Source organism: Microbacterium sp. CSI-V (assembly GCF_001984105.1).
Taxonomy (GTDB): domain Bacteria; phylum Actinomycetota; class Actinomycetes; order Actinomycetales; family Microbacteriaceae; genus Microbacterium.
Map to the genome: position 1 here is coordinate 739,616 of NZ_MTQM01000009.1, position 23,950 is coordinate 763,565.

Genomic DNA, 23,950 nt, shown 5'->3' on the forward strand with positions numbered 1-23,950 from the left:
CCCACCTGCCACGGGAAGTAGTCCGGATTCATGCGCTCGGCCCCTTCGGGATCGCGTCAGCCGGGATCCGCGGCGGCCACGACCTGCCGCAGATGCAACGGTGATCGCCGACGTGATCCGCCGGCAGCTTGCAACGGTGCGTGTACGACGACTGCGGCGCGTGCGGACGCGACTCGATGTCGAACGACTTGCACCGGTACGACGGAAACGGGACGGGCGTGCCGTCGCCGTACTTCCGGCCAGACGGGGGCGTGCTCACGGCCGGGCCTCCCTCGCGGCTTCGAGGACGTACCGCATCCAGTGCGCGTCCGACCAGTCCTCGCCGCATCGGCACTTCTCGGTCGCGTAGAGGTAGATGTGGAATTGCGACATCGTGGCTCGCGCGTCCAGCGCTGCCGCCACCTCGGCGTCGGTGACCGTCCCGCGCTGGTGGACCCCGGCGGCGGCCGTGAGTGCGGCGCGCGTGCGGGTGCGCCAGAACTCGGCGTCTTCGTAGTCGGTGTCCGGTCGGTTCTCCGGGTGCGCCTCGCGCTCCCACTCTTCGAGCGCTTCCCACTCGTCGATACGGAGGAAGCAACCTTCGTAATCGGCGTGGAGAGCTGCGGCGCGCGCCCCAGCTTCCACCTCGGCGTCGGTCGGTTCGTTGACCGTCCCGCGTAGGCGAACCTCGGCGAGAGCGGCGGCGACGGGGTTGTGCTCGGCGGCCACTTCGAGCCACTGCGCCAGGTCTTCCTGGTTTTCGGGCATGCCGTCCGATCCCGATACGCACCATCCGGCGGCACAGCACGGGCATGACTCGCACGCCCCGCTGCCGCACCCGTGTTGACAGCAGTACGCAGCCTGGCGACGCGCGTGCTCGACGAGCGCCTGGACGCCGTGATCCTCGATCACGACCTCGTAGACCTGTTCGATGGTTAGTGCTTCGCGTACGTCGTCGGCGGGCGGGGTGACCGTCCCGCGTAGGCGAACCTCGAAGCGGGACACCATGTCATGCAGGGCCACGTAGTCGGCGTATTGGATTCGGCCGGACTCGTTCAGCACATCGAGCTGGTCGAGCGCTTCGCGTACGTCGTCGGCGGGCGGGGAAGACAGGGCATCGATCGCGTCGGCCGCGTCACGCATCAGCGACGCGCGCGCTGACGTGCTGCCTTCCGCGAATCCGCGAAGCTCCGCGATCAGATCCCGAGACATCAGGCGTTCCTCTCGTCGCTCGTGTACGTGCAGAGCAGGCACCCGAACATGCGGGTCGTCGTGTCGAACGTGCGACCGTCCGCACCGCAGCACGGGCACGCGACGCGCACCATCACGACGGGGTCGGCGTCATCCCGCCCGCGGGTGTAGGCGGCGAACGGCCCGTCGGTGGACTCGGGCGGGGTGAACGCCGCGGCGATCGCGGCGGCGGACACCGGCCGGGACTCCGCGGCATCCAGGGTGAGCAGTGCCATGTCGACCTCCTCAGGTCGGATTCGGGCAGCACGGAACATCGGCCGTGTCGCCGGGGAAGGGGTGAGGGTCAGGGGGTCAGCGGGCGAGTGCCCACACTTCGGCGCGGCGGGTGCCGGTCGGGCCGGGCTTGAACGTCGGCGTCCGTGTCAACCAGCGCTTGCGTTCAAGCTCGGGGCAGCAGGACCGCAGACGCTGGTCCGAGTAGGTCGATCCGAGGCGGCGGCCCCACTCGATCACCTCGTGCTCGGCGAGAGCCGTCACCCCCTCGCCGCGCGCGATCTCGAATATCGCGAGGACTTCCATCTGCGACCGGGCGAGATCCGCGTCGGCGACCGCCTCGGCCGAGGTGACCGGGTCCGCGTCGCGCGTGCGCAGCGTCTGCCCCATCAGGCCACCCCCTCGACTCGGATACGATCGTGACGTTCGGCCCACCGGTCAGCGCGACCGATCACCTTCGCAGCCCGGGACCGACGAGCGATCCGCTCGCCCCGCTCCACCCGCACCCTCGCCGACTCCGACGCCGAATACGGGGGCACACCCGGCACGGCCACCGTGCGCACCGTGTGGCTCACGGCTTCACCGGCCGAGTGAATCCGTGCGTACGATCGGCGGCCTTCATCGCCACCACACACGCGAGGTTGTCGGCCGCGCGGTGCGATGCCTGCGCGAACTGCCGGGCGTACCCGTCTTCGGCGAGCACGCTGTGCACGGTAGCGAGCGCCATGCGGTCCCGCTCCATCCGCAGCGCCTCGTCGTCGAGGAGATCGACGGATGCCTCGGCGATGCGCCGGGACCGGGCGAGCACCTCACGCGGCGTCGGTGCGACCGGGCGAGGACGCTCCTCGACGACCGGCTCGACGACGGCGACGGCGCTCACCGGTCGCCCCCCTCGGGGAAACCGACGTACGCGAGGCGGGACAGCAGCGCACGGGAGAGCGCGAGAGTCTCGGCCGCGGTGAGGTAGCGAACGCCGTCCTTCTGCTGCATGACGACGACGCGCTGACCGTCGATCGTGGTCGTGTCGATCGTGAACGTGTCGCTGTCGAACGATGCATCGACGACGAGAGCGACAGGTCGCTCGGCGGTGAGAACGGTTTCTGCGTGGCGGTCAGACTGCATGTGCTGCCCCTTCAGGCGTGGTGGACTGTGACGCCGCGGCCTGCGTCGGGTCGGTGAGTCGGCGCTTCAGCCAGGCGTCGAGATCGACGGGATAGAACGCGTTCAGGCGGCCCTGCTTGAACTTGCGCGGCCCCTCCCCCGCGGCCAGGAGATTGCGGAGGGTCTGATAGCTCAGACCGGTGTAGAGCGCCGCCGCCCGGGTCGATAGAACCGGGCCGCTCCGCTCGCAGGTTTCGCTCACGAGGCCACCGCCAGAGCGGGACGCTCGGCGGGCCGGATCAGCGACACGATGTCAACCGCGAGTGCCGCCGCGATATCGGCCAGTTCGTCGAGCGACATCGCCGAGGGGTGCGTCTTGTGAAGCCGCCGGGCGAGCGTCCGCATCGGGATGCCGGTTGCCTCCGAGAGCCACTCCTGCGTGCGCCCCTGGGTTTCGAGCGCCTCGCGGATACGTCCGGCGGCTCGTTCTGTGATGGTTGCTCGTGCCATATGGCAATCGTAAGAGTCCGCTTGCCACTTGGCAACCAACCTGCCAAAGTTGGCACATGCCCTCCGGTACTCGCCCACTGCCCGGCCCGCTCAGCATCGAAGTCGCCCGCATACTCGCCGCATCCGTCCGCGCGAACGACGTCGCGCAGGCCGATGTCGCCGCAGCGGCCGGAATGTCCGCATCGCAGCTGTCCCGCATCCTCGCGGGACTCAAGCCCCTCACGCTCGACCAACTGGATGCCCTGTGCACAGCGCTCGGCGACGACGTCGTGCAAATAATCTCCGAGGCGGATGCCTCCACGCGTGCCGCCACCCACGCCGATAACGTCTCGCCCTTCCGACGCCGCAATGTCGGAACCCCCGCGCAGGATGTGGGAGACCTCGCCGCCGTTGCTCGCCCCGCCGACCCCGAACCAACCGACGAACAGCCCTCCTATGACGACCCCAGTTGATCGCCTCCTCCTCGACTTCGCCGACACCATCGGCGTGACGATCGAGTACACGCGCATGCCTTCCGAGCACGACGGCATCTATGACCACGACGCCCGGCGCATCCGCCTTCGCCGCGGGATGTCAGCGCGCCACCATCGCTCCGTGCTCGCACACGAGCTCGGCCACGCCGCGTTCGGTGACGAGCCGACCCGCTTCGGACCGGTGCGCGCGAAACAGGAGCGCCGCGCCGAGGAATGGGCGGCGCTGCGCTTGATCGATCTGGACGACTATCGCCACCTAGAGTCCGTTCACAGCGGACACCCCGGCGCGATCGCTGTAGACCTCGACGTCATGCGCAGCACGGTGATCGCCTTTCAGGGGCTGCTCGAGCGACTCGGTGACGCTGTCTACGTCCGCCCACGCATGGGCGCAGGTATGTGGGATCGGCGCGAGGGTGTCGCCTAATGGCCCGCCCACCGCTTGAGCTCGAGACGTGGGGGCGCGTCCGTCGTATGACGGTGAACGGCAAGCCGACGGCCCGCGCCTATTACCGGGACTCGGACGGGGTCACGCGGTCGATGGACCGCCAGGGCAAGACGCCCGCCGAGGCCGAACGCAACCTAGTGCGGGCGCTGAAACAGCGCCTCGCCCCCTCGAGCGATGACCTGACCGCGGACACCACCGTCGCCGACCTCGCGACACGTTGGCTCGCCTCACGAACTCGACTCGCCGAGGGCTCGGTGCGGATCTATCAGAACGCCATAACGAAGCACATCACCCCGGGCCTCGGCAGCGTGCGCCTGCAAGAGTGCAGCGTGCCACGGCTCGACCGGTTCCTCGTCGCGCTCGCGCGATCGTCCGGCCCGGGCACAGCGAAGACGACGCACGTCGTGCTGAGTGGGATGTTCACCCTCGCCGCCCGCCACGGAGCCGTGCGCGCCAACCCAATGACCGACGTGCCGGCGCCCGAGCGCGCGAAACGGAAGACGCGGACCACCGCCCCCGATCGCGCGGCCGTTCAGGGCATCCTTGACCGGTTCGAGCAGTGGGACGCCGGGTCCGAACCTCGCGACGAGAGCGATCGTCGGCCGCGGCGAGCGCGCGCGAGCGACCTCGCCGAAACCGCGAACATGTTTGTCGGCTCAGGCATGCGAACCGGCGAAGTCTTTGCGCTCCGCTGGGATGCGCTCGACCTCGTCGCGCAGCGGGTCATCGTCCGAGGCACGATCGCGCAGGACCGCGACGGGAAGATGTTCGTTCAGGAGGTGACAAAGAGCGAGGCGGGTTACCGCGAGCTCGAACTACCTGCCGAGACGGTCGACATGCTTATGCGGCGACGAGTCTCGTCGTTCTCGCAGTTCGTGTTCCCCTCGAGCGTCGGTACGTTCCGACACCCGAACAACTACCGCACGACGTGGCGCGATGCCCTGAAGGGAACCGCATGGGAGGGCGTCACGCCGCGCAGCTTCCGCAAGACCGTCGCGACCGTCGTCCGCGACGAACTCGGGATCGAAGCGGCCCGCGATCAGCTCGGCCACGAGGAGACGAAGACGACCGAGCGCAGCTATGCCGACGAGATCCACCGCGGCCCCGCCGCCGCATCCGTCCTGTCGAAACTGCTCGCGCGAAAACCGTGAGTAGATCGTGAAACGGCCCCGCACCTAGCGATGGATGCGGGGCCGTTTTCCGTCTTTTATCTGCACTTTTCCGTGCCGGCTACAGGACTTGAACCTGCAACCCCCGTATTACAAGTACGGTGCGCTACCAATTGCGCCAAGCCGGCGAGACGGTCAGTCTATCGGCGCGCGAGGCCGTGGCCGGAGCGCGTCAGCCCGCGGGAGTCGCGCTCGGCGTCGGCGTGGGCGTCGCGGTCGAGTAGTAGGCGTTGCTGTCGACCGTGAGCACGAACTGGGCGAACTCCTTCGGGTCGTCCATGCGGCCGACGTAGGGCGTGCCGTTCACGAGCACCGTGGGCGTCGCGGTCAGCGCCTGGCCCTTGGTGTCGGGCAGACCCTTGATGGCGCGGTCGGTGGCGGCCTTCGCCCACGAGGTGAAGGTCTCGTCCTCGATGCACGCGCGCACGGTGTCGGGGTCGCTCACGCCGGCGCCCTGGGCCATGTCGGCGAGCTTCTCGTCGCTGTAGCCGTCGGAGTCCACCGCGGGCTGGTTCACGAGCAGTTCGTGGTTGAACGCGAAGAACTTGTCGGACGCGTGGGTCGCGACACAGGCCGCTGCCCCGGCGGCGCGGAGGCTGTACTTCGTGCCGTTCGACTTCGAAGTGAGCATCGCCACCGGGTAGTACGTCAGGGACGCGGCATCCTGGGACACCCACTTCGAGAGCTGCTCGGCGTTGGCGAGCTGGAACTCCCGGGCCTCGGTGGAGAGGTAGTCCACGTACACGCGGATGTCGACCGGGGCGGCCGTGGTCGACGGCGTCGGGGTGGGTGTGGGGGTCTCGGTGGGCGTGGCCTCGGCGGCCAGCGCGGAGGCATTGCCGTCGACGGTCTGGTCGGCGCGGGGGTCGGCGATGCCGGTCGCGGCCGTCACGACGAAGCCGTCGTCGGAAGCGGCATCCGGGAGCGCCTGCGAACGACCGTCCCGCGACGACAGCGCGTACGTGACACCGGCGGCACCGATCGCGACCACCGCGACAGCGCCGATCGTCACGAGCGAGCGACGGACGATCCGCGCCCGCGTCTGCCGCGCCTTGACCTGCTGCGCCTTCTCACGGACCGCCTCCCGGCGGGCGTTCTCGGCGGGCAGATTCGGCGTCTGGTCGTTGGACATGGGACCTCTCGGGCGCGGTCGGTGACCGCTGACGATGTTGGGAACGCACGGGTAGGCGAACGAGCACCGATGGTAGTAAGCCTGGCTGAGAAATGCCCAGACGCATGCCATACTGACCCTGCGCCCACTGTCGCGCGCGCTCGGGGTCGCCCCCGTTCATTCCATTCACTACGGATCGTCCGGCACGTACCTGCCGGTGAAGGAGAAGAAGAAATGGCGTCCGTCACCTTTGACAACGCAACCCGCCTGTACCCCGGGGGCACTCGTGCCGCGGTCGACAAGCTCAACCTCGAGGTCGCCGACGGCGAGTTCCTGGTGCTGGTCGGCCCCTCCGGCTGCGGCAAGTCCACGTCGCTGCGTATGCTCGCCGGCCTCGAAGAGGTCAACTCCGGCCGCATCCTGATCGGTGACCGCGACGTCACCGACGTGCCGCCGAAGGACCGCGACATCGCGATGGTCTTCCAGAACTACGCGCTGTACCCGCACATGACCGTCGCCGAGAACATGGGCTTCGCCCTGAAGATCGCCGGCGTCGGCAAGGAGGAGCGCGCCGCTCGCGTCCTCGAAGCCGCCAAGCTCCTCGACCTCGAGGAGTACCTGACCCGCAAGCCCAAGGCCCTCTCGGGTGGTCAGCGTCAGCGCGTCGCCATGGGCCGTGCCATCGTGCGTCAGCCCCAGGTGTTCCTCATGGACGAGCCGCTGTCGAACCTCGACGCCAAGCTCCGCGTGCAGACGCGCACCCAGATCGCGTCGCTGCAGCGCCGCCTCGGCGTCACCACGGTCTACGTCACCCACGACCAGACCGAGGCCCTCACCATGGGCGACCGCATCGCGGTGCTCAAGGACGGTCTGCTCCAGCAGGTCGGCACCCCGCGCGACCTGTACGAGAAGCCGAAGAACGTCTTCGTCGCCGGCTTCATCGGATCGCCCGCGATGAACCTGTTCCCGGTCGACCTGGCCGAGGGCGGCGTCCGCTTCGGCGACCTGGTCGTCCCCGTCGAGGCCGACGTCATCGGCAAGGCGCACGGCAGCGAGGTCACCATCGGTGTCCGCCCCGAAGACATCCAGGTCGCTCCCGCCGACGGCCGCGGCCTCTCGGTCGTCGTCGACCTCGTCGAGGAGCTCGGCGCGGACGGCTACCTCTACGGCCACACCGACATCAACGGCAAGCGCACCGACATCGTCGCGCGCGTCGACGGCCGCCGTCACCCCAACGCGGGCGAGACGGTCGTGCTGGCGCCGGTCCCCGGTCACGTGCACGTCTTCGACCTCGAGTCGGGCGACCGTCTGACCGACAAGGCCATCGCCTCCGCCTGATCTCACGCACCGTCGCGGCGCGGGGAGTCTTCCACGACTCCCCGCGCCGCACCCTTTTCCCCGGAGGAACCGTGGCCGAATCCCTCAGCATCACCGCCAGCGCGGTCGATCCCGGACTCTTGCAGCTGCCGTGGTCGACCGGCCTCGCCGACTGGCCGAGTTCGCACATCGTGGCCCTCCCCAAAGGCATCTCCCGGCACCTCGTGCGGTTCGCGAACCTCTCCGGTCGCGTCGTCGCGATCAAGGAGACGACGGAGGAGATGGCCCGGCGCGAGTACGACATGCTCGGCAACCTCGACCGTCTCGCCGCTCCCTGCGTCGACCGGGTCGCGGTGATCGCGGGGCGCACCGACGCCTCCGGCCGGCCGCTCCCGGCCGCGCTGGTGACCGCGCACCTGAAGTTCTCGCTCCCCTACCGTGCGCTGTTCACCCAGGTGCTCCGGCCCCACACGGCCACGCGCCTGGTCGACGCCCTGGCCGTGCTGCTCGTGCGCCTGCACAACGTGGGCTTCTACTGGGGCGACGTGTCGCTGTCGAACACCCTGTTCCGTCGTGACGCGGGCGAGTTCGCCGCCTACCTCGTCGACGCCGAGACGGGCGAACTGCACGGCAACCGTCTCACCCCCGGCCAACGCGCGCACGATCTCGACATCGCCCGCACCAACATCGCGGGCGAGATCATGGACCTCGAGGCCGGCGGACGACTCGAGGGCGGCGTGGATGCCATCGCCATCGCCGACGGTCTGGTGTCGTCGTACCATTCGCTGTGGGGCGCACTCACCGACAAGGAGACGTTCGCCGTCGACGAGTCGTGGCGCATCACCGAACGCGTGCACCGGCTCAACGCCCTCGGGTTCGACATCGGCGAGATGTCGATCAAGACCGCGAGCGACGGCACGCAGGTCTCGATCCAGCCGAAGGTCGTGGATGCCGGGCACCACCAGCGTCGTCTGCTGCGGCTGACCGGACTCGACGTCGAGGAGAACCAGGCGCGGCGCCTGCTCAACGATCTGGACGAGTTCCGCGCGCGCGTGTCACGGCTCGGCGCCGACGAAGAGATGGTCGCGCACGAGTGGCTGACCCGCGTCTTCGAGCCGATCGTCATGGCGATCCCGTTCGACCTGCGGGCGAAGCTCGAACCCGCCGAGGTCTTCCACCAGGTGCTCGAGCACCGGTGGTACATGTCGCAGGCGCGCGGTCGGTCGGTCCCGCTGGCCGAGGTCGTCACGTCGTACATCGACGACGTGCTGCGTCACCGGCGCGACGAAGCGACCGTCATGGGCCCGCCCACCGACACGATGTCGCTCGCCACGATCGCGGATGCCGCTGCTCCCGCGACGGGCGAGGTGCCGACCACCGACACCGACGTCATCGACTGGCGCGACCTGGTCTGACGACGCGACGACGGCGCCGCCCCCGCGGGAGCGGCGCCGTCGTGTTTGCCGGGTCAGTATCCGACGGCGAAGTTGTCGCGCGAGTGCTTCGGGTTCTCGATCTCGTCGAGCACGGCGACGGCGAAGTCGGCACCCGAGATGAACGAGTCGCCCTTCTCGTCGACGACCAGCACGTGACCGCCGTCGCGGTATGTGCCCGTGCGCTCGCCCGGCGCCCATACGCCGAACCCGCCGGCGGGGTGCACGTAGAACCAGTCACGGTCCGCGGAGCCGGCCTGAAGGTCTTCCAGGACGCCGATGGCCTCGGCGGCCTCGGGCTTGTACTCGTCGGTGAACCCCTCGGTGTCGATGAGGCGCGGGCCGCCTTCGGCGACCAGCGATCCCCCGGCGCCGCCGACGACGCCGAGGCGCACGTTCTCCGGCAGCACCGAGTTCAGCTGCGCGATGGCCGGGCGGAGCTTGCCCAGCATGTCGCCACGGGGAGCGACGGCCGAGACCACGACGTCGACTCCTTCGATGCCGGCGAGGAGGCCGGGAACGTCGAGGACGGTGCCCTCGATGTAGGTCGCGCCCTCCACGCGCTCGGCCGGCACCGATCGGGCGACCGAGACGACGGTGTGGCCGCGGCGGACGGCCTCGGCGACGATGTGGCTACCGGCGTAGCCGGTTCCTCCGATGACGGCGATGCGGGTCACGGGTGTTCCTTTCCTCCGGTCCGCGATCCCCCGCGGACGTCTCCCCCCAGCGTGCCGGTTCCGGGCCCCATCGCGAAGCGCGGACGCCCGAAACCGACACGATTCACAGCAGGATCTGCAGAGGATTCTCGATGCGCGCCACGAACGCCGCCAGCCACTGGGCCGCGAGCGCACCGTCGAGTACTCGATGGTCGGCCGAGAGCGTCACCGACATGACCGTCGCCACCGCGAGCGACCCGTCCTCCTCGACCACCGGTCGCCGCGTCGCGGCTCCGACGGCGAGGATGCCGGCGTGCGGAGGGTTGATGATCGCCGAGAACGACGTCGTGCCGTACATGCCGAGGTTCGACACCGCGAACGACCCTCCCTCGAGTTCGTTCTGCTTCAGCCGCCCCTCTCGCGCCCGTCCCGCCAGGTCACGGACCGTGGTGGCGAGCTCGCCGATCGACAACCGGTCGACCTCCCGGACGACCGGGGTGAGCAGCCCGCCCGGCACCGACACGGCCACGGCGATGTCCGCCGCGGAGAAGCGACGCGTGGTATCCGGGGTCCAGATCGCGTTCGCGTCGGGGACGTCGCGCAGCGCGCCTGCGACCGCCTTCACGACGAGGTCGTTCACCGAGATGCGCTGCTCGCGTCCCTCGTTGATCTGCGTCCGCAGGGCCAGCAGCGCGTCGACGCGGCAGTCCGCCTGAAGATAGAAGTGCGGGACGGTGGCCTTCGACTCCGTGAGCCGCCGCGCGATGGCACGACGCATGCCGGTGTGCGGCACGTCCTCGTACGCGCTCCCCGCCGCTGCCGGAGCGGGCGGTTCGGGGGCCTCGGGGGCGGGTTCCGGATGCCGCTCCGCCGACGCCGGGGTCCAGGCATCCAGGTCGCGGCGGACGATGCGTCCGCGCGGGCCCGATCCGGGGACCTCGGCGAGGTCGATGCCGCGCTCGGCCGCAAGGCGGCGCACGAGCGGCGAGGCGAACAGGCGACGCTCCTCGCCCGCCGGGGACGCGACGGGGGCCGGACCGGGTGCCGCGGGCGCGGGGGCTGCGGCCACAACCGGCGCCGCCGGTGCCGGTGCCGCCGGAGCCTCGGCCGCTTCCTCGGGCGCGGCGGCGACGTCGGTGTCGGACGGCGTCGCGGTCGCGGGGGCGGGCGCTCCCCCGGCGGCGGCGAGCGCGGCATCCACGCTCTCCCCCTCCTCGGCGAGAACGGCGATCGGGACGCCCACGGCGGCGGCGTCACCGGCGGGGAGCAGGATCCCGGCGAGGATGCCGGCGCGTTCGGCCTCGTACTCGACGACCGCTTTCTCGGTTTCGATCTCGACGATGGCCTGGCCGGCGCGCACGGGGCTGCCGACCTCGACGAGCCAGCTCTGGATGGCCGCTTCGGCGGCACCCGTGGCGATCTCGGGCATGCGGACGACGACGGCCATCAGCGGATCCCTCCCGCCGCACGCACGCGCTCGAGGCCTGCGACGACCTCTTCCGTGCGGGCGATGGCGGCCCGCTCGAGCACCTTGGAGATGCTCGGGCTCGCCTCGCCGCCGGTGACGCGTTCGACGGGCTGGTCGAGCCAGTCGAAGAACCGGCGCTGTATCTCGTCGGCGAGCCAGGCCCCGTAGGACGGTCCGCGGGAGCCCTGCTCCACGATGAGGACGGCATTGGTCTTGCGGATGCTCTCGCCGATGGTGTCCCAGTCGAGCGAAGCGCGGTCGAGCCAGCGGAGGTCGATGACCTCGGCATCCGTCCCGGTCTGCTCGACCGCTTCGAGCGCGTGTCCGACCATCGACAGGTAGGTGAGCACGGTGACGTCGTTCCCCTCCCGGCGCACGGCGGCGGATCCGGGCGGGATGACGTAGTCGAGGTCGGCGTCGGGGACGCGGTCGGGCGTGCCGTAGAGGTCGACGTGCTCGATGACGAGCACCGGGTCCTCGAGGGCGAGAGCGGCGTTCATGAGCCCGACGTAGTCCGCGGCGGTGGAGGCGGCGACGATGCGCCACCCGGCCTGCGTCGCGAAGATCCCGGCCGGATCCATGAGGTGCTGCGAGCCGTAGCCCGAGCCCATCGCGATCTTGGTCCGCAGCACGAGCGGGACGGTGTTGTTGTCGCCGAACATGTGCCGCGCCTTGCCGACCTGGTTGAACACCTGGTCGGCGGCCACCCACATGAAGTCGGGGTACATGAATTCCACGACGGGGCGGAACCGGCCGTCCATCGCGATGCCGCCGGCGGCGCCGAAGAAGCCGTTCTCGCTGATCGGGGTGCCGATGACGCGGTCGGGGCCGTACTTCTCGACCAGCCCCTTCGTCGCCCCGTTGGTGCCGCCGCCGAGGCGGTGCACGTCCTCCCCGAGCACGATGATGCGCGGGTCGGTCTCCATCCGGCGGTCCATGGTCTGCGCGGCCGCGTCGACGAACTTCAGGTCGCGCCACCCGCCGGTCCACTGCGCCGGTTCGGATGCCGTGAGGGCATCGAGCTCGGAGGCATCCCCCCGGATGCCGGTGTCCACCACCGCGGGATCGGGCCACAGCTCCGGGCGGATGCGGCGTCGGCCGGGACGCTCGGGGTCGGCCTCGACCACGGCCGCGACCGACTGCGCAACGGCGGCCACGGCCTGCTCGCGGACCGCCTGCGCCTCGGCGTCGTCGAGGAGGCCGAGGCGGCGCATCTCGGATGCCATGCGCTCCAGCGGATCGCGCGCGCGCCACTGGCCCTCCTCGTCCTTGGTGCGGTATCCGAATGCGCTGCCCGGGTAGGGGCCGTTCTGGTGGAAGAAGCGGTAGACCTCGGCCTCGACGATCGCGGGGCCCTCCCCCGCGCGCATGCGCTCGAGCGCTTCGCCGGTGGCGAGGTGCACGGCGAGGGGGTCCATGCCGTCGACCCGCCACGCGGGGATCGAGAAGCCCTGGCCGCGCACCGAGAAGCGGGTGTCGGCGCTCGCCTCGTCGGCGCGGGTCGACACCGCGTACAGGTTGTTCTCGATGAAGAACGCGACGGGGAGCTTCCACGTCGCGGCGAGGTTCATGGACTCCAGTACCGAACCGATCTGGCTCGACCCGTCGCCGAAGTAGTTGATCGACACGTCCGAGGTGCCGGCGTGCTTCTGCGCCCACGCATGGCCGGTGGCCAGCGGCGCGCCGCCGCCGACGATCGCGTTGGTGCCCAGCGCTCCGGCCTCGAGCCACTGCAGGTGCATCGAGCCGCCGCGGCCACCCGAGAAACCGGAGGCGAGCCCGAGGATCTCGGCCAGCGTGCGGTCGAGCAGCGTCTGCAAGTCCGGCGTCACGAGCGCGGCGGGGTCGAGCGCACCGCCGGAGACGTACGCGAGCGTCTTGGCGAGGAACTGGTGGTGCCCGCGGTGCGAGCCGTTCACGGCATCCGCGGGTCGGAGGGAGACGATCGAACCGACCGCGCCGCCCTCCTGACCGATGCTGGAGTGCGCGGGGCCGTGCACGAGGCCTGCGCCCGCCAGGTCGAGCACCGCCTCCTCGAAGGCCCGGATGAGATGCAGCTGACCGAGCATCGTCCCGAGCAGTTCCGGGTTGGCGGCCTTCCAGTCTGCGGCGGTCGTCTCCAGCTGCACCCACTCGACACCGGTGTTCAGCCGTTTCCGCTTGGCCATGTCGCTCCTCACGCGTCGTTGCGTCCACCTATACAGGTCGTTCGCTCACACTGTACGATCGGATTGTCTCCAATACAAGGCGCAACCGCCACGAGATACTGTCGAAAGACGCCATCGTCGGCGTCAGTGGATCCAATGGAGGATGCGACATGGGACTTCCGGGACTGCGCGGCAGCGACCACATCGGCTTCACCGTGCCCGATCTCGACGAGGCCGAGACCTTCCTCGTCGACGTCCTCGGTGCAGTGCCGGTGTACACGCTGCCCGGACGCAGCGGCGAGGGCGACTGGATGACACGACAGCTCGGTGTGCACCCACGCACGGCGATCCGCGAGATCCGCTTCTACCGTCTCGGCAACGGCACGAACCTCGAGGTCTTCGCGTACGACGCCGCCGACGGGCAGGCGCCGCCCCCGCGAAACAGCGACATCGGCGGGCACCACCTCGCGCTCTACGTCGACGATCTGGATGCCGCGGTCGCCCACCTCCGCGCCCACGACGTCGACATCATGGGCGAACCGGTCGTCAGCGGCGCCGCGTCAGCGGGACAGCGCTGGATCTACTTTCGCGCGCCGTGGGGCATGCAGTTCGAACTCGTCAGCTACCCCGACGGCAAGGCCTATGAGCAGGATGCCGACACGTTGCTGTGGCACCCCGCGAGGCCCGCCGAGTGAGCGGCCCGCTCACCGTCGCCCGCGATCACGGGCGCGCCGGATCGGGGATCGCCGACACGCTCCGCGACGAGATCCTCCGTGGCATCCATCCGCCCGGAACCCGGATCCGGCAGGAGGACCTCGCGGCCCGGCACACGACGAGCCGCATCCCGGTGCGCGAGGCGCTGCGGATCCTCGAGGCCGAGGGCCTCGTGACGCTAGTCGCCAACTCGGGCGCGTGGGTGTCGCGCCTGACCCTCGCCGAGTGCGAGGAGCTGTACCTCGTGCGCGAGCGCATCGAGCCGGTGCTCCTCGGGATGAGCGCGCCGCTCCTCTCCCCCGACGACCTGGACGCCCTCGACGACTTGGCGGCGCGGATGGAGCACGCGGATGCCGAGGACTTCCTGCGCCACGACCGGGAGTTCCACTTCGCCACCTACGCGCCGGCGCACACCGTGATGCTCGGCGACACGGTCGTGGGCCTGTGGAACCGGACGCACCACTACCGCCGCGCCTTCGTCACCGCGGCGCACGCCCGTCACGACGGCACCGCGCACCTGGACCACCGGCTGCTCGTCGCCGCCCTCCGCCGCGGCGACGCCGAGGAGGCCGCCCACGTGCTCGAGCGGCACATCCGGCGCACGCGCATCGAGCTGGAGCGGCATCCCGAGATCTTCGGCGAGGAGCAGGGCGTCAGGTGATGCGCCATCCCCGGTCGACGTAGAGGTTGGTCGCCGAGACGCCCTCGTTGTGGAGCAGGAAACGCGTGGCATCCACCACGTCGTTCATCGTCGCGAGCTCGCCGCCGGGCGTGCGGGACGAGTAGCCGTCGAGGACCCCCGCGGGCTTCCCGGCCCAGAACGGGCTGTCGCCGATGATTCCCGGGTGCAGCGCGTTCACGCGCAGCGGGGCGAGTTCGAGCGCGAGGGCCGTCGTGAGCCCCTCGACGCCGCCGTTGATGGTCGAGACCGTGACCGAGCCGGGGTACGGGGCGTCCTTCGCGCGTCCGCCGAACAGCACGATGCCGGTTGAGCGCTGCGGAACGAGCCGGTCGAGGAGCGTGTGGACGGTCTCGGTGTACCCCACGAGCTTGAGTGTCACGAGGCGCCGGGCGCGCGCGATGTCGTAGTCGCGGACGGTGTTCGCGTCGCGCTCGATCGCGGCGAGCACCAGGCCGTCCAGTTCGCCGACGTCGGCGAGCGCGGGCGCGATGTCCTCCGGCTCGGAGATGTCGACCGCGATACCGCGGACGTTCGGGCCGATCTCCCGGGCGATCGCCTCGGCTGCTGCCGCGTCGCGACCCGTGAGCGTCACCTCGTGCCCGTCGGCGGCGAGCGACGCGACGATCTCGCGTCCGATCCCGGATGTCCCGCCGACCACCAGATACCTGCGGCTCATGCCGCACCTCCCTCTCTCTCGTCATCGGATGCCGGCAGGAGGCCCCGCCGGGTGACCTCCGCAGCGGCACCCCAGTCGAGGCGCGCGAGGTCGGGTTCGGCCAAGGCTCGCTCGAACACCGCCGTCAAAGCGGCGAGCGTCGGCAGGTGCGTCCCCGTCTCGCCCGCGATCTCGGCGCTCAGCCGGAGATCCTTGTAGCCGAGGGCCACGTCGAACCCCGGCGGGTCGTACGCCTGCCGCGCGATCATCCCGCCGTAGCCGCTGTACACGACCCCGGCGAACAACGTCGACGTGAGGATCTCGACGAACAGTCCGGGATCCACGCCGCGCGCTTCGACTAGGGCGACCGACTCCCCGATGGCCTGGATCGCGTGGATGATGTCGTAGTTCACCGCGATCTTCACGGCGTTCGCGGTCGATGGCTCCGCGCCGAGCGGCCACAGGCGCGCGGCGAACAGCTGCAGGAACGGCTCGACCTCGGCGACGTCGTCGGGCGCGCCCGCGACGAGCACGTTGAGCTTGCCCTCCGCAGCGACAGTGGGGCGCCCGAGCACCGGAGCGGCGACATAGCGCGCGCCCGCCGCCGCGAACCGGCGCTGCAGCTCCCCCGCCCCGGCGGGGCTGATCGACGCCATGTTCACGTGCACCCCGCCCGACGCGGATGCCACGGATTCGGCATCCAGGACGGACAGCGCCGCGGTGTCGTCGGCGAGCATCGAGAACGACACCGGGTGCGCGAGCGCCTCGCCGGGCGTCGCGCAGGCCACGGCACCGGCGGCGACGAGGTCGTCGACCGGCCCGCGCGAGCGATTCCACACGTACACGTCGTGCCCGGCGTCGACGAGGCGGCGAGCGAGCGCCGCGCCCATCGAGCCGAGGCCGAGGAATCCGACCGACGCCATCACGCCTCCCCGCGGCCCCACGTCGTGTTCAGGTGCGACTGCGAGTCGCGCTGGTTGTTGAGCGGGCCGCCGACCGCGATGTACCGGGGACCGGCGATCAGCAGCTCCTCGGCGGGGAACTTCGTGATGACCTCGCACCCGTCGGCGGTCACGACGACCTCCTCCTCGATGCGCGCCGCGCCCCAGCCGTCCGCGGAGGGCCAGTACGTCTCGAGGGCGAACACCATGCCCTCCTTGAGCTCCTCGGGGTGGTCGAACGACACCAGCCGCGAGAAGATCGGCTTCTCCCAGATCGACAGGCCGACCCCGTGGCCGTACTGCAGGGCGAACGCCGCTTCCTCGTCCGCGAAGCCGAACTCCTGCGCCGTCGGCCACACCGAGACGATGTCGGCGGTCGTGGCGCCGGGACGCACGAGGGCGATCGCCCGGTCCATGTATTCGCGGGCCCGGGTGTAGGCATCCTTCTGCTTCGTGCTCGCCGACCCCACCGCGAAGGTGCGGTAGTAACACGTGCGGTAGCCGTTCCAGCTGTGCAGGATGTCGAAGAACGCCGGGTCGCCGGGGCGGATCAGACGGTCCGAGAACACGTGCGGGTGCGGGGAGCAGCGCTCGCCCGAGATCGCGTTGACGCCCTCGACGTACTCGGACCCCAGGTCGTACAGCGTCTTGGCGACGAGCCCCACGGCCTCGTTCTCGCGGACACCGGGGCGCAGGAACCGGTAGAGGTCCTCGTAGGCCGCGTCCACCATCGACGCGGCCTGCGTGAGCAGCCGGATCTCGTCGCCCGTCTTGATGCGGCGGGCCTCCATGAAGATCTGCTGACCGTCGACCACCCGGATGCCGACCTGCTGCAGCGCGAACAGGATGGGCAGCTCGATGACGTCGACGCCGAGCGGCTGGTCGGCGACCCCGAACTTCTCCAGCTCGCGCTTGATCTTGCGGGCCACCTCCTCGGCGATGCCGGCATCCGGCGGGAAGGCTCCGCGGAGGGTCGAGATCCCCGCGCGCGCCCCGGACTCGAGCCGCGGACGCTTGGTGCCCTCGTGTGGCGCGTGGGGATCGGCATCCATCTCGGACGAGGTGACGTCCAGCCACGGGTTGTACAGCGCGTGGTGCTTCGCCGCCGACCCGAAATCCCACGAGATCGGGTCGGTGTTGCGGGTGAGGAGGCTGAAGCGGATCAGCTTGTCCATGGCCCACGTGCCGATGTGCGTCGCGGTCATGTAGCGGATGTTGGAGAAGTCGAACGCGAGCACCGCGCCCAGCTCGGAGCGCTCCAACTCCGCCTTGACGCGCGCGAGGCGCTCGTCGCGGAGGCGGTCGAAGTCGACGCGCGCCTCCCAGTCGACGCCGTTGGTGCCCGTGGTTCCGGTGTTCTTCATGATGGCCTTCCTGAGGTCAGAGGGTTTCGATGGGGATGCGGACGCGCGGCGGATCAGCCGCCCCGCACCCCCGGTGAGCGACCGCGGCGCACGAGCACCATGACGAGCGGGACGACCGCGGCGAAGAGCACGAACGCCCCCTGGATCCAGTACTGCCACGACAGGCCGAGCGAGAGGAACGCCAGGGAGCTCGTCACCGTCTGCAGGAGCAGCCCCGCCGCGGCGACGGCCAGGGCCGAACCGGAACCGCCGAAGATGCTGGCGCCGGCGATGACGACCGCCGTCACCGAGGTGAGGGTCAGCGCCTGCGCCGCGTTGGCGTCGCCGATGCCCGACCGCGAATACACCGCGAGCCCGGCGAGCGCGGCGAGGACGCCCGCGGTGACGGAGGCGAGCAGCCGCGTCCGCGGGACCCGCACGCCCATGCGATTGGCCTTGACGGGGTCGGAGCCGGCGGCCCGCAGCGCGCGTCCCCCGCGGGTGCGCTGGATGACGAACCACATGACCACGGCGATCGCGACGGCCAGCGCCAGGATCAGGGGCACGCCGGCGACGGCGAGACCGAGGGTCGTCAGGACGTCGGCGCGGGCCGATCCGCCGGGGCTCGGCCGCAGCACCTGCGCGAGACCGAGCACCGCGATGGAGCTCACGAGCGTCGCGATGACGGGCGGGAGGGAGAGGCGCGTGACGAGGAGGCCGTTCACCCACCCCACCGCGGCCCCCGCCGCGAGCGCGAGCGCGACCCCGATGAGGAAGTAGCCGATCCCCTGCTGCGCGAAGAACGACAGGATGACCGCTGAGAGAGCCGTCACCGATCCGATGCTCAGGTCGATGCCCCCGGTCATCACGACGACGAGTTGCGCCAACCCCACGAAGATCAGGACGCTCGTCGCCGCCAGCAGCTGACTGATGCTCAGGGGACTCAGGAACGCGGACGACACGAACGAGGTGACGATCGAGAGGGCCACCGCCAACCCGAGGAGCACGACGGCCTGCGTCTCGCCCGCCAGGATGCCGCGCGACCGGCGCCGTGCCGTCACCGCGACCTCGACCGACGCCGTCTCGTGCGACAGCACCGCCGCTCCCGTGATGGCGCGCTCGTCAACGTCGTCCCCGACCAGCGTCGCCTGGACACGACCGCGGGAGAACACCACGACCCGGTCGCACAGCCCTTCGAGCTCCACGGCATCCGTCGACAGGACGACGACGGCGACGCCCGAGGCGGCGAGCTCCCGGAGGAACGCGTAGATGTCCACGCGGGCACCCGCGTCGACACCCTGCGTCGGGTCCTCGACGAGCAGGACCTTCGGGTCGCCGAGGCGTCCGCGCGCGAGCAGGACCTTCTGCTGGTTGCCGCCCGAGAGCGCCGAGACCGGCACCTCGAAGTGCGGGGTCTTCACCGCGAGACCGGCCACGCCCTCGCGCGTCAACGCGTACTCGCGGCTGCGGCGGACGAATCCGCCGGGCATCGCGGCGCGAAGCGCCCCCGCGACGGCGTTCTCGCGGATCGACATCTTGCCGAACATGGCCTCGCCGATGCGGTCGCCGGGCAGGAACACGACCCCCGCGGCCGACGCCGACCGGCGGGAGCGCGTCGAGACCTCCTGGCCGTTCACCAGGATGCGGCCTCCCGTCGAGCCGCCGCCGGCGATGCCTCGGAGCACGCGGCGCTGACCGTTGCCCTCGACCCCGGCGAGACCGACGATCTGCCCCGGGTAGACCGAGAACGAGACGTTGTCGTAGCCGGGGCCACTGAGCTCGAGCACCTCGAGGGCGGGGGTCGCGTCGGCGGCGGGGGCGAGAGGCTTGTCGGGGAACGTGGTCTCCAGCGACCGCCCGACGATGAGCTCGACGACCTGGTCGGCGGTGAAGTCCGCCACGAGGCCACGACCGACGACGCGCCCGTCGCGCAGCACCGTGAGATCGGTGCCGATCTCCATCACTTCGGGGATCCGGTGAGTGATGTAGACGATCGCCACGCCCTTCTCCAGCAGCCCGCGGACCTGACCGAACAGCCACGCCGTCTCCTCGGGCCCGAGGGCCTCGGTCGGCTCGTCCAGCACCAGCGCACGGGGATCGGATGCCAGGGCGGCGGCGATCTCGACGAGGTGCGCCTCGCGCAGCGACAGCGACGACACGAGCGCGTGCGGGTCGATCTTCAGCGACAGGCGCTCGAAGTGCGCGGTGACCCAGGCGGCCGCCGTGCGGCGCGAAGGGCGCTTGCTCGCGGGAAGCAGCAGCAGGACGGCATCCACCACGCTCAACGAGGGGGCGAGCGCGGGGATCTGGTACACGATGGCGAGCCCGGATTCCCGCGCCTCGGCGGGGCGGATGCGGTCGAACTCGCGCCCGGCGAGGCCGATGGTGCCGGAATCCGGCACCACCGACCCCGCCGCGATCCCCACGAGGGTGGACTTCCCGGCGCCGTTCTCGCCCAGCACGGCGTGCACGCGACCGGCGGCGATGTCGACCGAGACCGCGTCGAGCGCGGTGACACCGGGGTAGGTCTTGGTGATGCCCGAGAGGGTGAGCGCGGATGCCACGGTCGTGGGGGTCTCGTTCATCAGCCGAAGAGCTTCGTGATCTCGTCGGCGGTCAGCAGCGTCGAGGGCGTCGCGTCGGACGGCGCTGACGACAGGCACGCCTTATCGGGCGTGACCGCCCCGGCCGTCTTGCCGGTGGAGTCCTCGAAGAGCGCGAGCTCGTACAGCGAAGGCTCGGTGTCCGAGGTGCCGGAGACGGCGGCGAGCGCCTTGCGGAGCGCGACGCGGCCGATCCAGGTGCGCGAGGAGACGGTGGCCAGCTCGTACCCCGGGTTCTTCGCCTTGAGGTCGGCGTACCCGCAGCTGAGGGAGTTGTCGTCGGTCGAGGTGAGGATCGGGAGCTGCTGACCGGCCGCCTCGTAGGCGCGGATGATGCCCGAGGCAGAGGCGCCGTAGTCGGCGATGATCGCGTTGATCGGCGTGCCCTGCGACAGGACGCCGGCCATCGCCTGCTGCGCCTGCGCCGGGTCCCAGTTGGTCCAGATGGGCTCGGTGTTCACGAGCGTGATCTGCGGGTTGGCGTCGAAGACCTCCTTGGCCCCGGCGAACTCCTGCGTCGAGACCAGGGCGCCCGAGGGACCACCGAAGAACACGACGTTGCCGCCGGCGCTGCCCAGCTGGTCGACGATCCACTGCGCCTTGGACTTCCCGACGAACTCGGGGATCTGGTCGGTGTAGTCGAGGTAGTCGGTGCCGGCGGTGCCCTGCGGGTCGGAAGCGAACGCGACGACCGTGGAACCCGCCTGGGTGGCCTGCCGGATCGCGGGGAGGTGCGCCTCGCCGGGACCGGCGTCGGGGATGACGAGGATGATGTTCGTGCCCTTGGCGGCGAGGCTCGTGATGCCCGAGGTCGTCGCCTCGAGGTCGCCGCGGCCGGCGATGAACTCGACGCCCGAGATGGCGGAGCACTTGGCAGCCTCGCTCTCGATCTCCGCGAGAACGGTCTTGGACCACGTGTTGGTGCCGTAGCCGTCGACGACGCCGACCGAGACCTTCGTGCCGTCGGTGGGGCAGACGGCCGAGATGTCGGTGAACTGATCGACGGTGCCCTTGCTGCCGGCGGCGATGTCGGCGGTGAGGTTGCTGGCGCCCTCGGAGCTGCCGCCGCCGGCGCTGTTCGTGGAGGAACAGCCGGCGAGGACGAGCGCGCCGAGCGCGATGACGGCGAGACCTGCTCGCCGTGCGGGTGCTGTGGTGATCATGGAGGTACTCCTCTTCGAGTGGGTGATCGGGTGTGCAGGGTCGGATGAGGGCGCGACGGACCGCCCGTCGACCCGGTGGGGGTCGCGGTGGCGGATGAGCCGGTGTCAGGCTCCCGGACGCCGTCGCATGAGGTTCCGGATGCGGGAGGTGGAGCCGCCCAGCTGCAGCTGGGCGACGATGCCGACGCCGATGATCAGCGCCTGGACGATGTTCTGCACGGCGGTGGCCTGCGTGAACGTCTGGACCAGCTGGGTCAGCTGCGCCAGGAAGAGGGCGCCGAGCGCGGTGCCCACAACGCTGCCGCGCCCGCCCGTGAGGGCGGTGCCGCCGAGCACCACCGCCGCGATCGAGGGCAGGAGATAGTCGTCGCCGGCGGTGAGGGTCGGGGTGCGGAGCAGCCCCGCCAGAAGCACGCCGCCGACGGCGGCGAGCCCGGCCGAGAGGACGTACGCCACGATCGTGTATCCGCGCGTCCCGATGCCGAGGTTGGCGGCGCTGCGGGGGTTCTCCCCGACGAGCTCGAACCGCCGACCGAGACGCGTCAGCTTCAGGACGACGTGGACGGCGAGGGTCAGAGCGAGGGCGAAGAACACCAGCACCGGGATGCCACCCCACCGGCTGAGCGCGAACTGGTTGAGCGCGTCGGGGCTCTGCGTCGCGAATCCCCCGGACAGGGCCTGGACCGTGCCGATCATCAGGGCGTTCACCGCGATCGTGACGACGAGGGGCGGGAGGCCGAACAGGGTGATGACGAGCCCGCTCGCCAGACCGAACGCGGCGGTGGCCACGATCGCGGCGGCGATCGCCGCGGGAAGACCCAGGGCGTCGTCGCCGCCGAAGCGGGCCACGATCAGGGCGCCGAGCGTGACCGCGCCCGGGATCGACAGGTCGAGGCCGCCCTGCTGGATGACGAGGGTCTGGCCGATCGCCACGATCGCGATGAGCGCTGCGAACGGCAGCATCGAGACGATGGCGGTGGGTCCGACGCTGCCGGGGGCGATGAGCGGACTGATGAGGAACAGCGCGGCGACCGCGATGAGCGCCCGGGTTCCCGGCCACGCGAGCACCATCCGCGCCGTCGGACCGTGGTCCTTCGGCGCGATGCGCGCGGGAACGGCGAGGTCGGTCATGCCGTCACCAGCGTGGGGTGCCACGTGCCGTCGAGGCGCGCCTCGGGCATCTCACCGAGCAGGTAGCTGCGGGAGGCCTCGGCATCCGCCTTCAGCCGGGCGATGTCCACACCTACGAGTTCGCCGTCCTTCTTCACCCGACGCCCCTGGACGAAGACGTCGCGGACGAGGCCCGGGTGAGCCGAGTAGACGAGGCTCCCGATCGGGTTGTTGAGCGGCGTGAGGGCCAACGACCGGTCGTCGAGCACGACGATGTCGGCGGCCTTGCCCACCGCGATCGAGCCCGTGGTGTCCGCGAGACCCGCGGCGTGCGCACCGTCGATCGTGGCGAACTGCACGACGTCGGCACACGTGAGGCTGATGCGCTCGAGCACCTCGCCGGTGTCGACGGACGGGGCGTTGTCGAGGGCGCGCTGCATGCCGATGGCGGTGCGCATGGTGGCGAACATGTCGCCGCCGTTCGAGCTGCACACGTCGATCGAGAAGGTCGGGCGGATGCCGGCGCGCAGCAGCCGGCCGGTGGCGGGGAAGCCGTGGCCCATCTGCATCTCGACGTCGGGGGCGACCGAGGCGGTGCCGCCGCTGTCGGCGATGAGCTTCAGCTCGTCGTCGCCGAGGGTGCAGCAGTGCACGTAGGTGATGCGGTCGGACAGCAGGCCGTCGGCGTGCATCTTGCGGATCGGGCCCGACTTGCCCCAGTACCCGTCACCGGCGTGCATCGTGACGCGGAGGTCCAGGTCGGCGGCGAGGCGGAAGTCGGCGACGTTGACCTCGGGGGTGACGAACTGCGGTCCGCGCAGGGCGAGCGCCATCGTCACGAGGCCCCCGTCGGAGGAGAAGTGCTCGTCGCGGACGCGCCGCGCGTCGGCGGGGTGCACGTTGGCCGACGGCAGGCTCCCCCACTGCTCGGCACCGCCGCCGTGCGCGAAGACCGCACGCATCCCGGTGTCCTTGAGGGCTGCGACCGCCGCGTCCGCGTGCGCGGGGGTGGCGAGGTTGTGCGACCAGTCGACGAGCGTCGTGATGCCGGAGTCGAGGGCCTCGAGCGCACCGAGGTAGTTGCCGGTGTAGGTGTCCTCGGGGCGGAAGTGCTTGCTGAGACCGGTGTGCAGGCCCGCGAGGTACTCGGTGAGCGACCAGTCCGACGCGAGGTTGCGGACGACCGACTGCCACGTGTGGCGGTGCGTGTCGACGAAGCCCGGGTGCACGATGCGGCCGTGAACGTCCACGACCTCGGCGTCGCCGGCATCCAGGCCATGTCCGATGGCCTCGATCGTTCCGTCGGCGCCGATCAGGATGTCGGTGTCGGTGAGGACCTCGCCGGGGCGGACCGCGGTGATGACGGTTCCTCCCCGCAGCAGCGTGCGCGTGCTCATGTGGTGGTGACTCCCTCGTCGAACCGGAGCGTCGTCGCGCCGGTGGTGTTCGTTGATTGGATGCTAGAA

Annotated in this window: 25 protein-coding genes and 1 tRNA gene; 7 read left to right on the plus strand and 19 right to left on the minus strand. The window is 70.6% G+C overall.

Going from position 1 to position 23,950, the window contains the following annotated elements; genetic code table 11:
• Positions 1-255: 255 nt before the first annotated feature.
• The 7 genes from CSIV_RS14385 to CSIV_RS14415 all read right to left on the minus strand — a co-directional run bounded on the left by CSIV_RS14385 (position 256) and on the right by CSIV_RS14415 (position 3,054).
• Positions 256-1,290, minus strand: a complete 1,035-nt coding sequence (locus CSIV_RS14385) for a hypothetical protein (protein WP_175627628.1) — start codon at positions 1,288-1,290, stop codon at positions 256-258.
• A complete protein-coding gene (locus tag CSIV_RS14390) occupies positions 1,191-1,445 on the minus strand; it encodes a hypothetical protein (protein WP_077052048.1) in 255 nt (84 codons plus the stop codon). The genes CSIV_RS14385 and CSIV_RS14390 overlap by 100 nt, the downstream gene beginning before the upstream one ends.
• Positions 1,446-1,521: 76 nt before the next feature.
• Complete coding sequence (locus tag CSIV_RS14395) at positions 1,522-1,833, minus strand: hypothetical protein (RefSeq protein ID WP_077052049.1); 312 nt, start codon at positions 1,831-1,833, stop codon at positions 1,522-1,524.
• A 181-nt stretch (positions 1,834-2,014) separates the two neighbouring features.
• Positions 2,015-2,323, minus strand: a complete 309-nt coding sequence (locus tag CSIV_RS14400; RefSeq protein ID WP_077052050.1) for a hypothetical protein — start codon at positions 2,321-2,323, stop codon at positions 2,015-2,017.
• A complete protein-coding gene (locus tag CSIV_RS14405) occupies positions 2,320-2,565 on the minus strand; it encodes a hypothetical protein (protein ID WP_077052051.1) in 246 nt (81 codons plus the stop codon). Before CSIV_RS14405 ends, CSIV_RS14400 begins: the two co-directional genes overlap by 4 nt.
• Positions 2,555-2,806, minus strand: a complete 252-nt coding sequence (locus tag CSIV_RS18125; RefSeq protein ID WP_077052052.1) for a helix-turn-helix domain-containing protein — start codon at positions 2,804-2,806, stop codon at positions 2,555-2,557. The genes CSIV_RS14405 and CSIV_RS18125 overlap by 11 nt, the downstream gene beginning before the upstream one ends.
• Positions 2,803-3,054, minus strand: coding sequence for a helix-turn-helix domain-containing protein (locus CSIV_RS14415; RefSeq protein ID WP_077052053.1), 252 nt, complete (start codon positions 3,052-3,054; stop codon positions 2,803-2,805). Before CSIV_RS14415 ends, CSIV_RS18125 begins: the two co-directional genes overlap by 4 nt.
• A 56-nt stretch (positions 3,055-3,110) precedes the next feature.
• Here CSIV_RS14415 and CSIV_RS14420 point away from each other — a divergent pair, with 56 nt between their 5' ends.
• Genes CSIV_RS14420 through CSIV_RS14430 form a run of 3 tightly spaced genes read left to right on the plus strand, consistent with a single transcriptional unit; the run spans position 3,111 to position 5,123 of the window.
• A complete protein-coding gene (locus tag CSIV_RS14420) occupies positions 3,111-3,506 on the plus strand; it encodes a helix-turn-helix domain-containing protein (RefSeq protein ID WP_077052054.1) in 396 nt (131 codons plus the stop codon).
• Positions 3,490-3,951, plus strand: a complete 462-nt coding sequence (locus CSIV_RS14425) for an ImmA/IrrE family metallo-endopeptidase (RefSeq protein ID WP_077052055.1) — start codon at positions 3,490-3,492, stop codon at positions 3,949-3,951. Before CSIV_RS14420 ends, CSIV_RS14425 begins: the two co-directional genes overlap by 17 nt.
• Positions 3,951-5,123, plus strand: coding sequence for a site-specific integrase (locus tag CSIV_RS14430; RefSeq protein WP_083735150.1), 1,173 nt, complete (start codon positions 3,951-3,953; stop codon positions 5,121-5,123). The genes CSIV_RS14425 and CSIV_RS14430 overlap by 1 nt, the downstream gene beginning before the upstream one ends.
• A gap of 73 nt (positions 5,124-5,196) precedes the next feature.
• Here CSIV_RS14430 and CSIV_RS14435 read toward each other — a convergent pair.
• A tRNA-Thr gene (locus tag CSIV_RS14435) sits at positions 5,197-5,269 on the minus strand.
• Between the two features lie 44 nt (positions 5,270-5,313).
• Positions 5,314-6,273 carry a DsbA family protein gene (locus tag CSIV_RS14440; protein WP_077052057.1) on the minus strand — a complete coding sequence of 320 codons (960 nt, stop codon included), beginning with the start codon at positions 6,271-6,273 and terminating at the stop codon, positions 5,314-5,316.
• 213 nt (positions 6,274-6,486) lie between these two features.
• Here CSIV_RS14440 and CSIV_RS14445 point away from each other — a divergent pair, with 213 nt between their 5' ends.
• Both CSIV_RS14445 and CSIV_RS14450 read left to right on the plus strand, forming a co-directional pair.
• Positions 6,487-7,590, plus strand: coding sequence for an ABC transporter ATP-binding protein (locus tag CSIV_RS14445; RefSeq protein ID WP_077052058.1), 1,104 nt, complete (start codon positions 6,487-6,489; stop codon positions 7,588-7,590).
• A 71-nt stretch (positions 7,591-7,661) separates the two neighbouring features.
• Positions 7,662-8,984 (plus strand): DUF4032 domain-containing protein, encoded by a 1,323-nt coding sequence (locus CSIV_RS14450; protein ID WP_077052059.1) that lies wholly within the window; start codon positions 7,662-7,664, stop codon positions 8,982-8,984.
• A 53-nt stretch (positions 8,985-9,037) separates the two neighbouring features.
• Here CSIV_RS14450 and CSIV_RS14455 read toward each other — a convergent pair whose 3' ends face one another.
• The 3 genes from CSIV_RS14455 to CSIV_RS14465 all read right to left on the minus strand — a co-directional run bounded on the left by CSIV_RS14455 (position 9,038) and on the right by CSIV_RS14465 (position 13,294).
• Positions 9,038-9,679 (minus strand): NAD(P)-dependent oxidoreductase, encoded by a 642-nt coding sequence (locus CSIV_RS14455; protein WP_077052060.1) that lies wholly within the window; start codon positions 9,677-9,679, stop codon positions 9,038-9,040.
• Positions 9,680-9,782: 103 nt separating this feature from the next.
• On the minus strand, positions 9,783-11,105 hold the full coding sequence (locus CSIV_RS14460) for a 2-oxo acid dehydrogenase subunit E2 (protein WP_077052061.1): 1,323 nt from the start codon (positions 11,103-11,105) through the stop codon (positions 9,783-9,785).
• On the minus strand, positions 11,105-13,294 hold the full coding sequence (locus CSIV_RS14465; RefSeq protein WP_077052062.1) for an alpha-ketoacid dehydrogenase subunit alpha/beta: 2,190 nt from the start codon (positions 13,292-13,294) through the stop codon (positions 11,105-11,107). The genes CSIV_RS14460 and CSIV_RS14465 overlap by 1 nt, the downstream gene beginning before the upstream one ends.
• 149 nt (positions 13,295-13,443) lie before the next feature.
• Between CSIV_RS14465 and CSIV_RS14470 the strand changes: the two genes are divergently transcribed.
• Together CSIV_RS14470 and CSIV_RS14475 are read left to right on the plus strand one after the other, a co-directional pair.
• Positions 13,444-13,968, plus strand: coding sequence for a VOC family protein (locus CSIV_RS14470; RefSeq protein WP_077052063.1), 525 nt, complete (start codon positions 13,444-13,446; stop codon positions 13,966-13,968).
• Positions 13,965-14,648 carry a GntR family transcriptional regulator gene (locus CSIV_RS14475; protein ID WP_077052684.1) on the plus strand — a complete coding sequence of 228 codons (684 nt, stop codon included), beginning with the start codon at positions 13,965-13,967 and terminating at the stop codon, positions 14,646-14,648. Before CSIV_RS14470 ends, CSIV_RS14475 begins: the two co-directional genes overlap by 4 nt.
• On the opposite strand, the gene CSIV_RS14480 is transcribed toward CSIV_RS14475, so the two are convergent.
• From CSIV_RS14480 to CSIV_RS14510, 7 genes are all read right to left on the minus strand, one after another.
• Positions 14,641-15,345 carry an SDR family oxidoreductase gene (locus CSIV_RS14480; protein WP_077052064.1) on the minus strand — a complete coding sequence of 235 codons (705 nt, stop codon included), beginning with the start codon at positions 15,343-15,345 and terminating at the stop codon, positions 14,641-14,643. The genes CSIV_RS14475 and CSIV_RS14480 overlap by 8 nt on opposite strands.
• Entirely contained in the window at positions 15,342-16,247 is a 906-nt protein-coding gene (locus CSIV_RS14485; protein ID WP_077052065.1) for an NAD(P)-dependent oxidoreductase, read from the minus strand. The genes CSIV_RS14480 and CSIV_RS14485 overlap by 4 nt, the downstream gene beginning before the upstream one ends.
• The gene (locus tag CSIV_RS14490; RefSeq protein ID WP_077052066.1) at positions 16,247-17,629 is read right to left on the minus strand and encodes a M24 family metallopeptidase; all 1,383 of its coding nucleotides are present in this window, start codon (positions 17,627-17,629) and stop codon (positions 16,247-16,249) included. Before CSIV_RS14490 ends, CSIV_RS14485 begins: the two co-directional genes overlap by 1 nt.
• Positions 17,630-17,682: 53 nt before the next feature.
• The gene (locus tag CSIV_RS14495) at positions 17,683-20,193 is read right to left on the minus strand and encodes an ATP-binding cassette domain-containing protein (protein ID WP_077052067.1); all 2,511 of its coding nucleotides are present in this window, start codon (positions 20,191-20,193) and stop codon (positions 17,683-17,685) included.
• A complete protein-coding gene (locus tag CSIV_RS14500) occupies positions 20,193-21,374 on the minus strand; it encodes a substrate-binding domain-containing protein (protein ID WP_077052068.1) in 1,182 nt (393 codons plus the stop codon). Before CSIV_RS14500 ends, CSIV_RS14495 begins: the two co-directional genes overlap by 1 nt.
• A 105-nt stretch (positions 21,375-21,479) precedes the next feature.
• On the minus strand, positions 21,480-22,505 hold the full coding sequence (locus tag CSIV_RS14505; protein WP_083735151.1) for an ABC transporter permease: 1,026 nt from the start codon (positions 22,503-22,505) through the stop codon (positions 21,480-21,482).
• Positions 22,502-23,881 (minus strand): amidohydrolase family protein, encoded by a 1,380-nt coding sequence (locus tag CSIV_RS14510; protein WP_077052069.1) that lies wholly within the window; start codon positions 23,879-23,881, stop codon positions 22,502-22,504. Before CSIV_RS14510 ends, CSIV_RS14505 begins: the two co-directional genes overlap by 4 nt.
• Between the last annotated feature and the right edge of the window lie 69 nt (positions 23,882-23,950).

Bases quoted from the DNA above. Each gene is read 5' to 3' on its own strand.
- CSIV_RS14390 (WP_077052048.1), bottom strand. From the start codon at position 1,445: ATGGCACTGCTCACCCTGGATGCCGCGGAGTCCCGGCCGGTGTCCGCC.
- CSIV_RS14395 (WP_077052049.1), bottom strand. From the start codon at position 1,833: ATGGGGCAGACGCTGCGCACGCGCGACGCGGACCCGGTCACCTCGGCC.
- CSIV_RS14405 (WP_077052051.1), bottom strand. From the start codon at position 2,565: ATGCAGTCTGACCGCCACGCAGAAACCGTTCTCACCGCCGAGCGACCT.
- CSIV_RS14415 (WP_077052053.1), bottom strand. From the start codon at position 3,054: ATGGCACGAGCAACCATCACAGAACGAGCCGCCGGACGTATCCGCGAG.
- CSIV_RS14420 (WP_077052054.1), top strand. From the start codon at position 3,111: ATGCCCTCCGGTACTCGCCCACTGCCCGGCCCGCTCAGCATCGAAGTC.
- CSIV_RS14425 (WP_077052055.1), top strand. From the start codon at position 3,490: ATGACGACCCCAGTTGATCGCCTCCTCCTCGACTTCGCCGACACCATC.
- CSIV_RS14430 (WP_083735150.1), top strand. From the start codon at position 3,951: ATGGCCCGCCCACCGCTTGAGCTCGAGACGTGGGGGCGCGTCCGTCGT.
- CSIV_RS14440 (WP_077052057.1), bottom strand. From the start codon at position 6,273: ATGTCCAACGACCAGACGCCGAATCTGCCCGCCGAGAACGCCCGCCGG.
- CSIV_RS14445 (WP_077052058.1), top strand. From the start codon at position 6,487: ATGGCGTCCGTCACCTTTGACAACGCAACCCGCCTGTACCCCGGGGGC.
- CSIV_RS14460 (WP_077052061.1), bottom strand. From the start codon at position 11,105: ATGGCCGTCGTCGTCCGCATGCCCGAGATCGCCACGGGTGCCGCCGAA.
- CSIV_RS14465 (WP_077052062.1), bottom strand. From the start codon at position 13,294: ATGGCCAAGCGGAAACGGCTGAACACCGGTGTCGAGTGGGTGCAGCTG.
- CSIV_RS14470 (WP_077052063.1), top strand. From the start codon at position 13,444: ATGGGACTTCCGGGACTGCGCGGCAGCGACCACATCGGCTTCACCGTG.
- CSIV_RS14480 (WP_077052064.1), bottom strand. From the start codon at position 15,345: ATGAGCCGCAGGTATCTGGTGGTCGGCGGGACATCCGGGATCGGACGC.
- CSIV_RS14485 (WP_077052065.1), bottom strand. From the start codon at position 16,247: ATGGCGTCGGTCGGATTCCTCGGCCTCGGCTCGATGGGCGCGGCGCTC.
- CSIV_RS14490 (WP_077052066.1), bottom strand. From the start codon at position 17,629: ATGAAGAACACCGGAACCACGGGCACCAACGGCGTCGACTGGGAGGCG.
- CSIV_RS14495 (WP_077052067.1), bottom strand. From the start codon at position 20,193: ATGAACGAGACCCCCACGACCGTGGCATCCGCGCTCACCCTCTCGGGC.
- CSIV_RS14500 (WP_077052068.1), bottom strand. From the start codon at position 21,374: ATGATCACCACAGCACCCGCACGGCGAGCAGGTCTCGCCGTCATCGCG.
- CSIV_RS14505 (WP_083735151.1), bottom strand. From the start codon at position 22,505: ATGACCGACCTCGCCGTTCCCGCGCGCATCGCGCCGAAGGACCACGGT.
- CSIV_RS14510 (WP_077052069.1), bottom strand. From the start codon at position 23,881: ATGAGCACGCGCACGCTGCTGCGGGGAGGAACCGTCATCACCGCGGTC.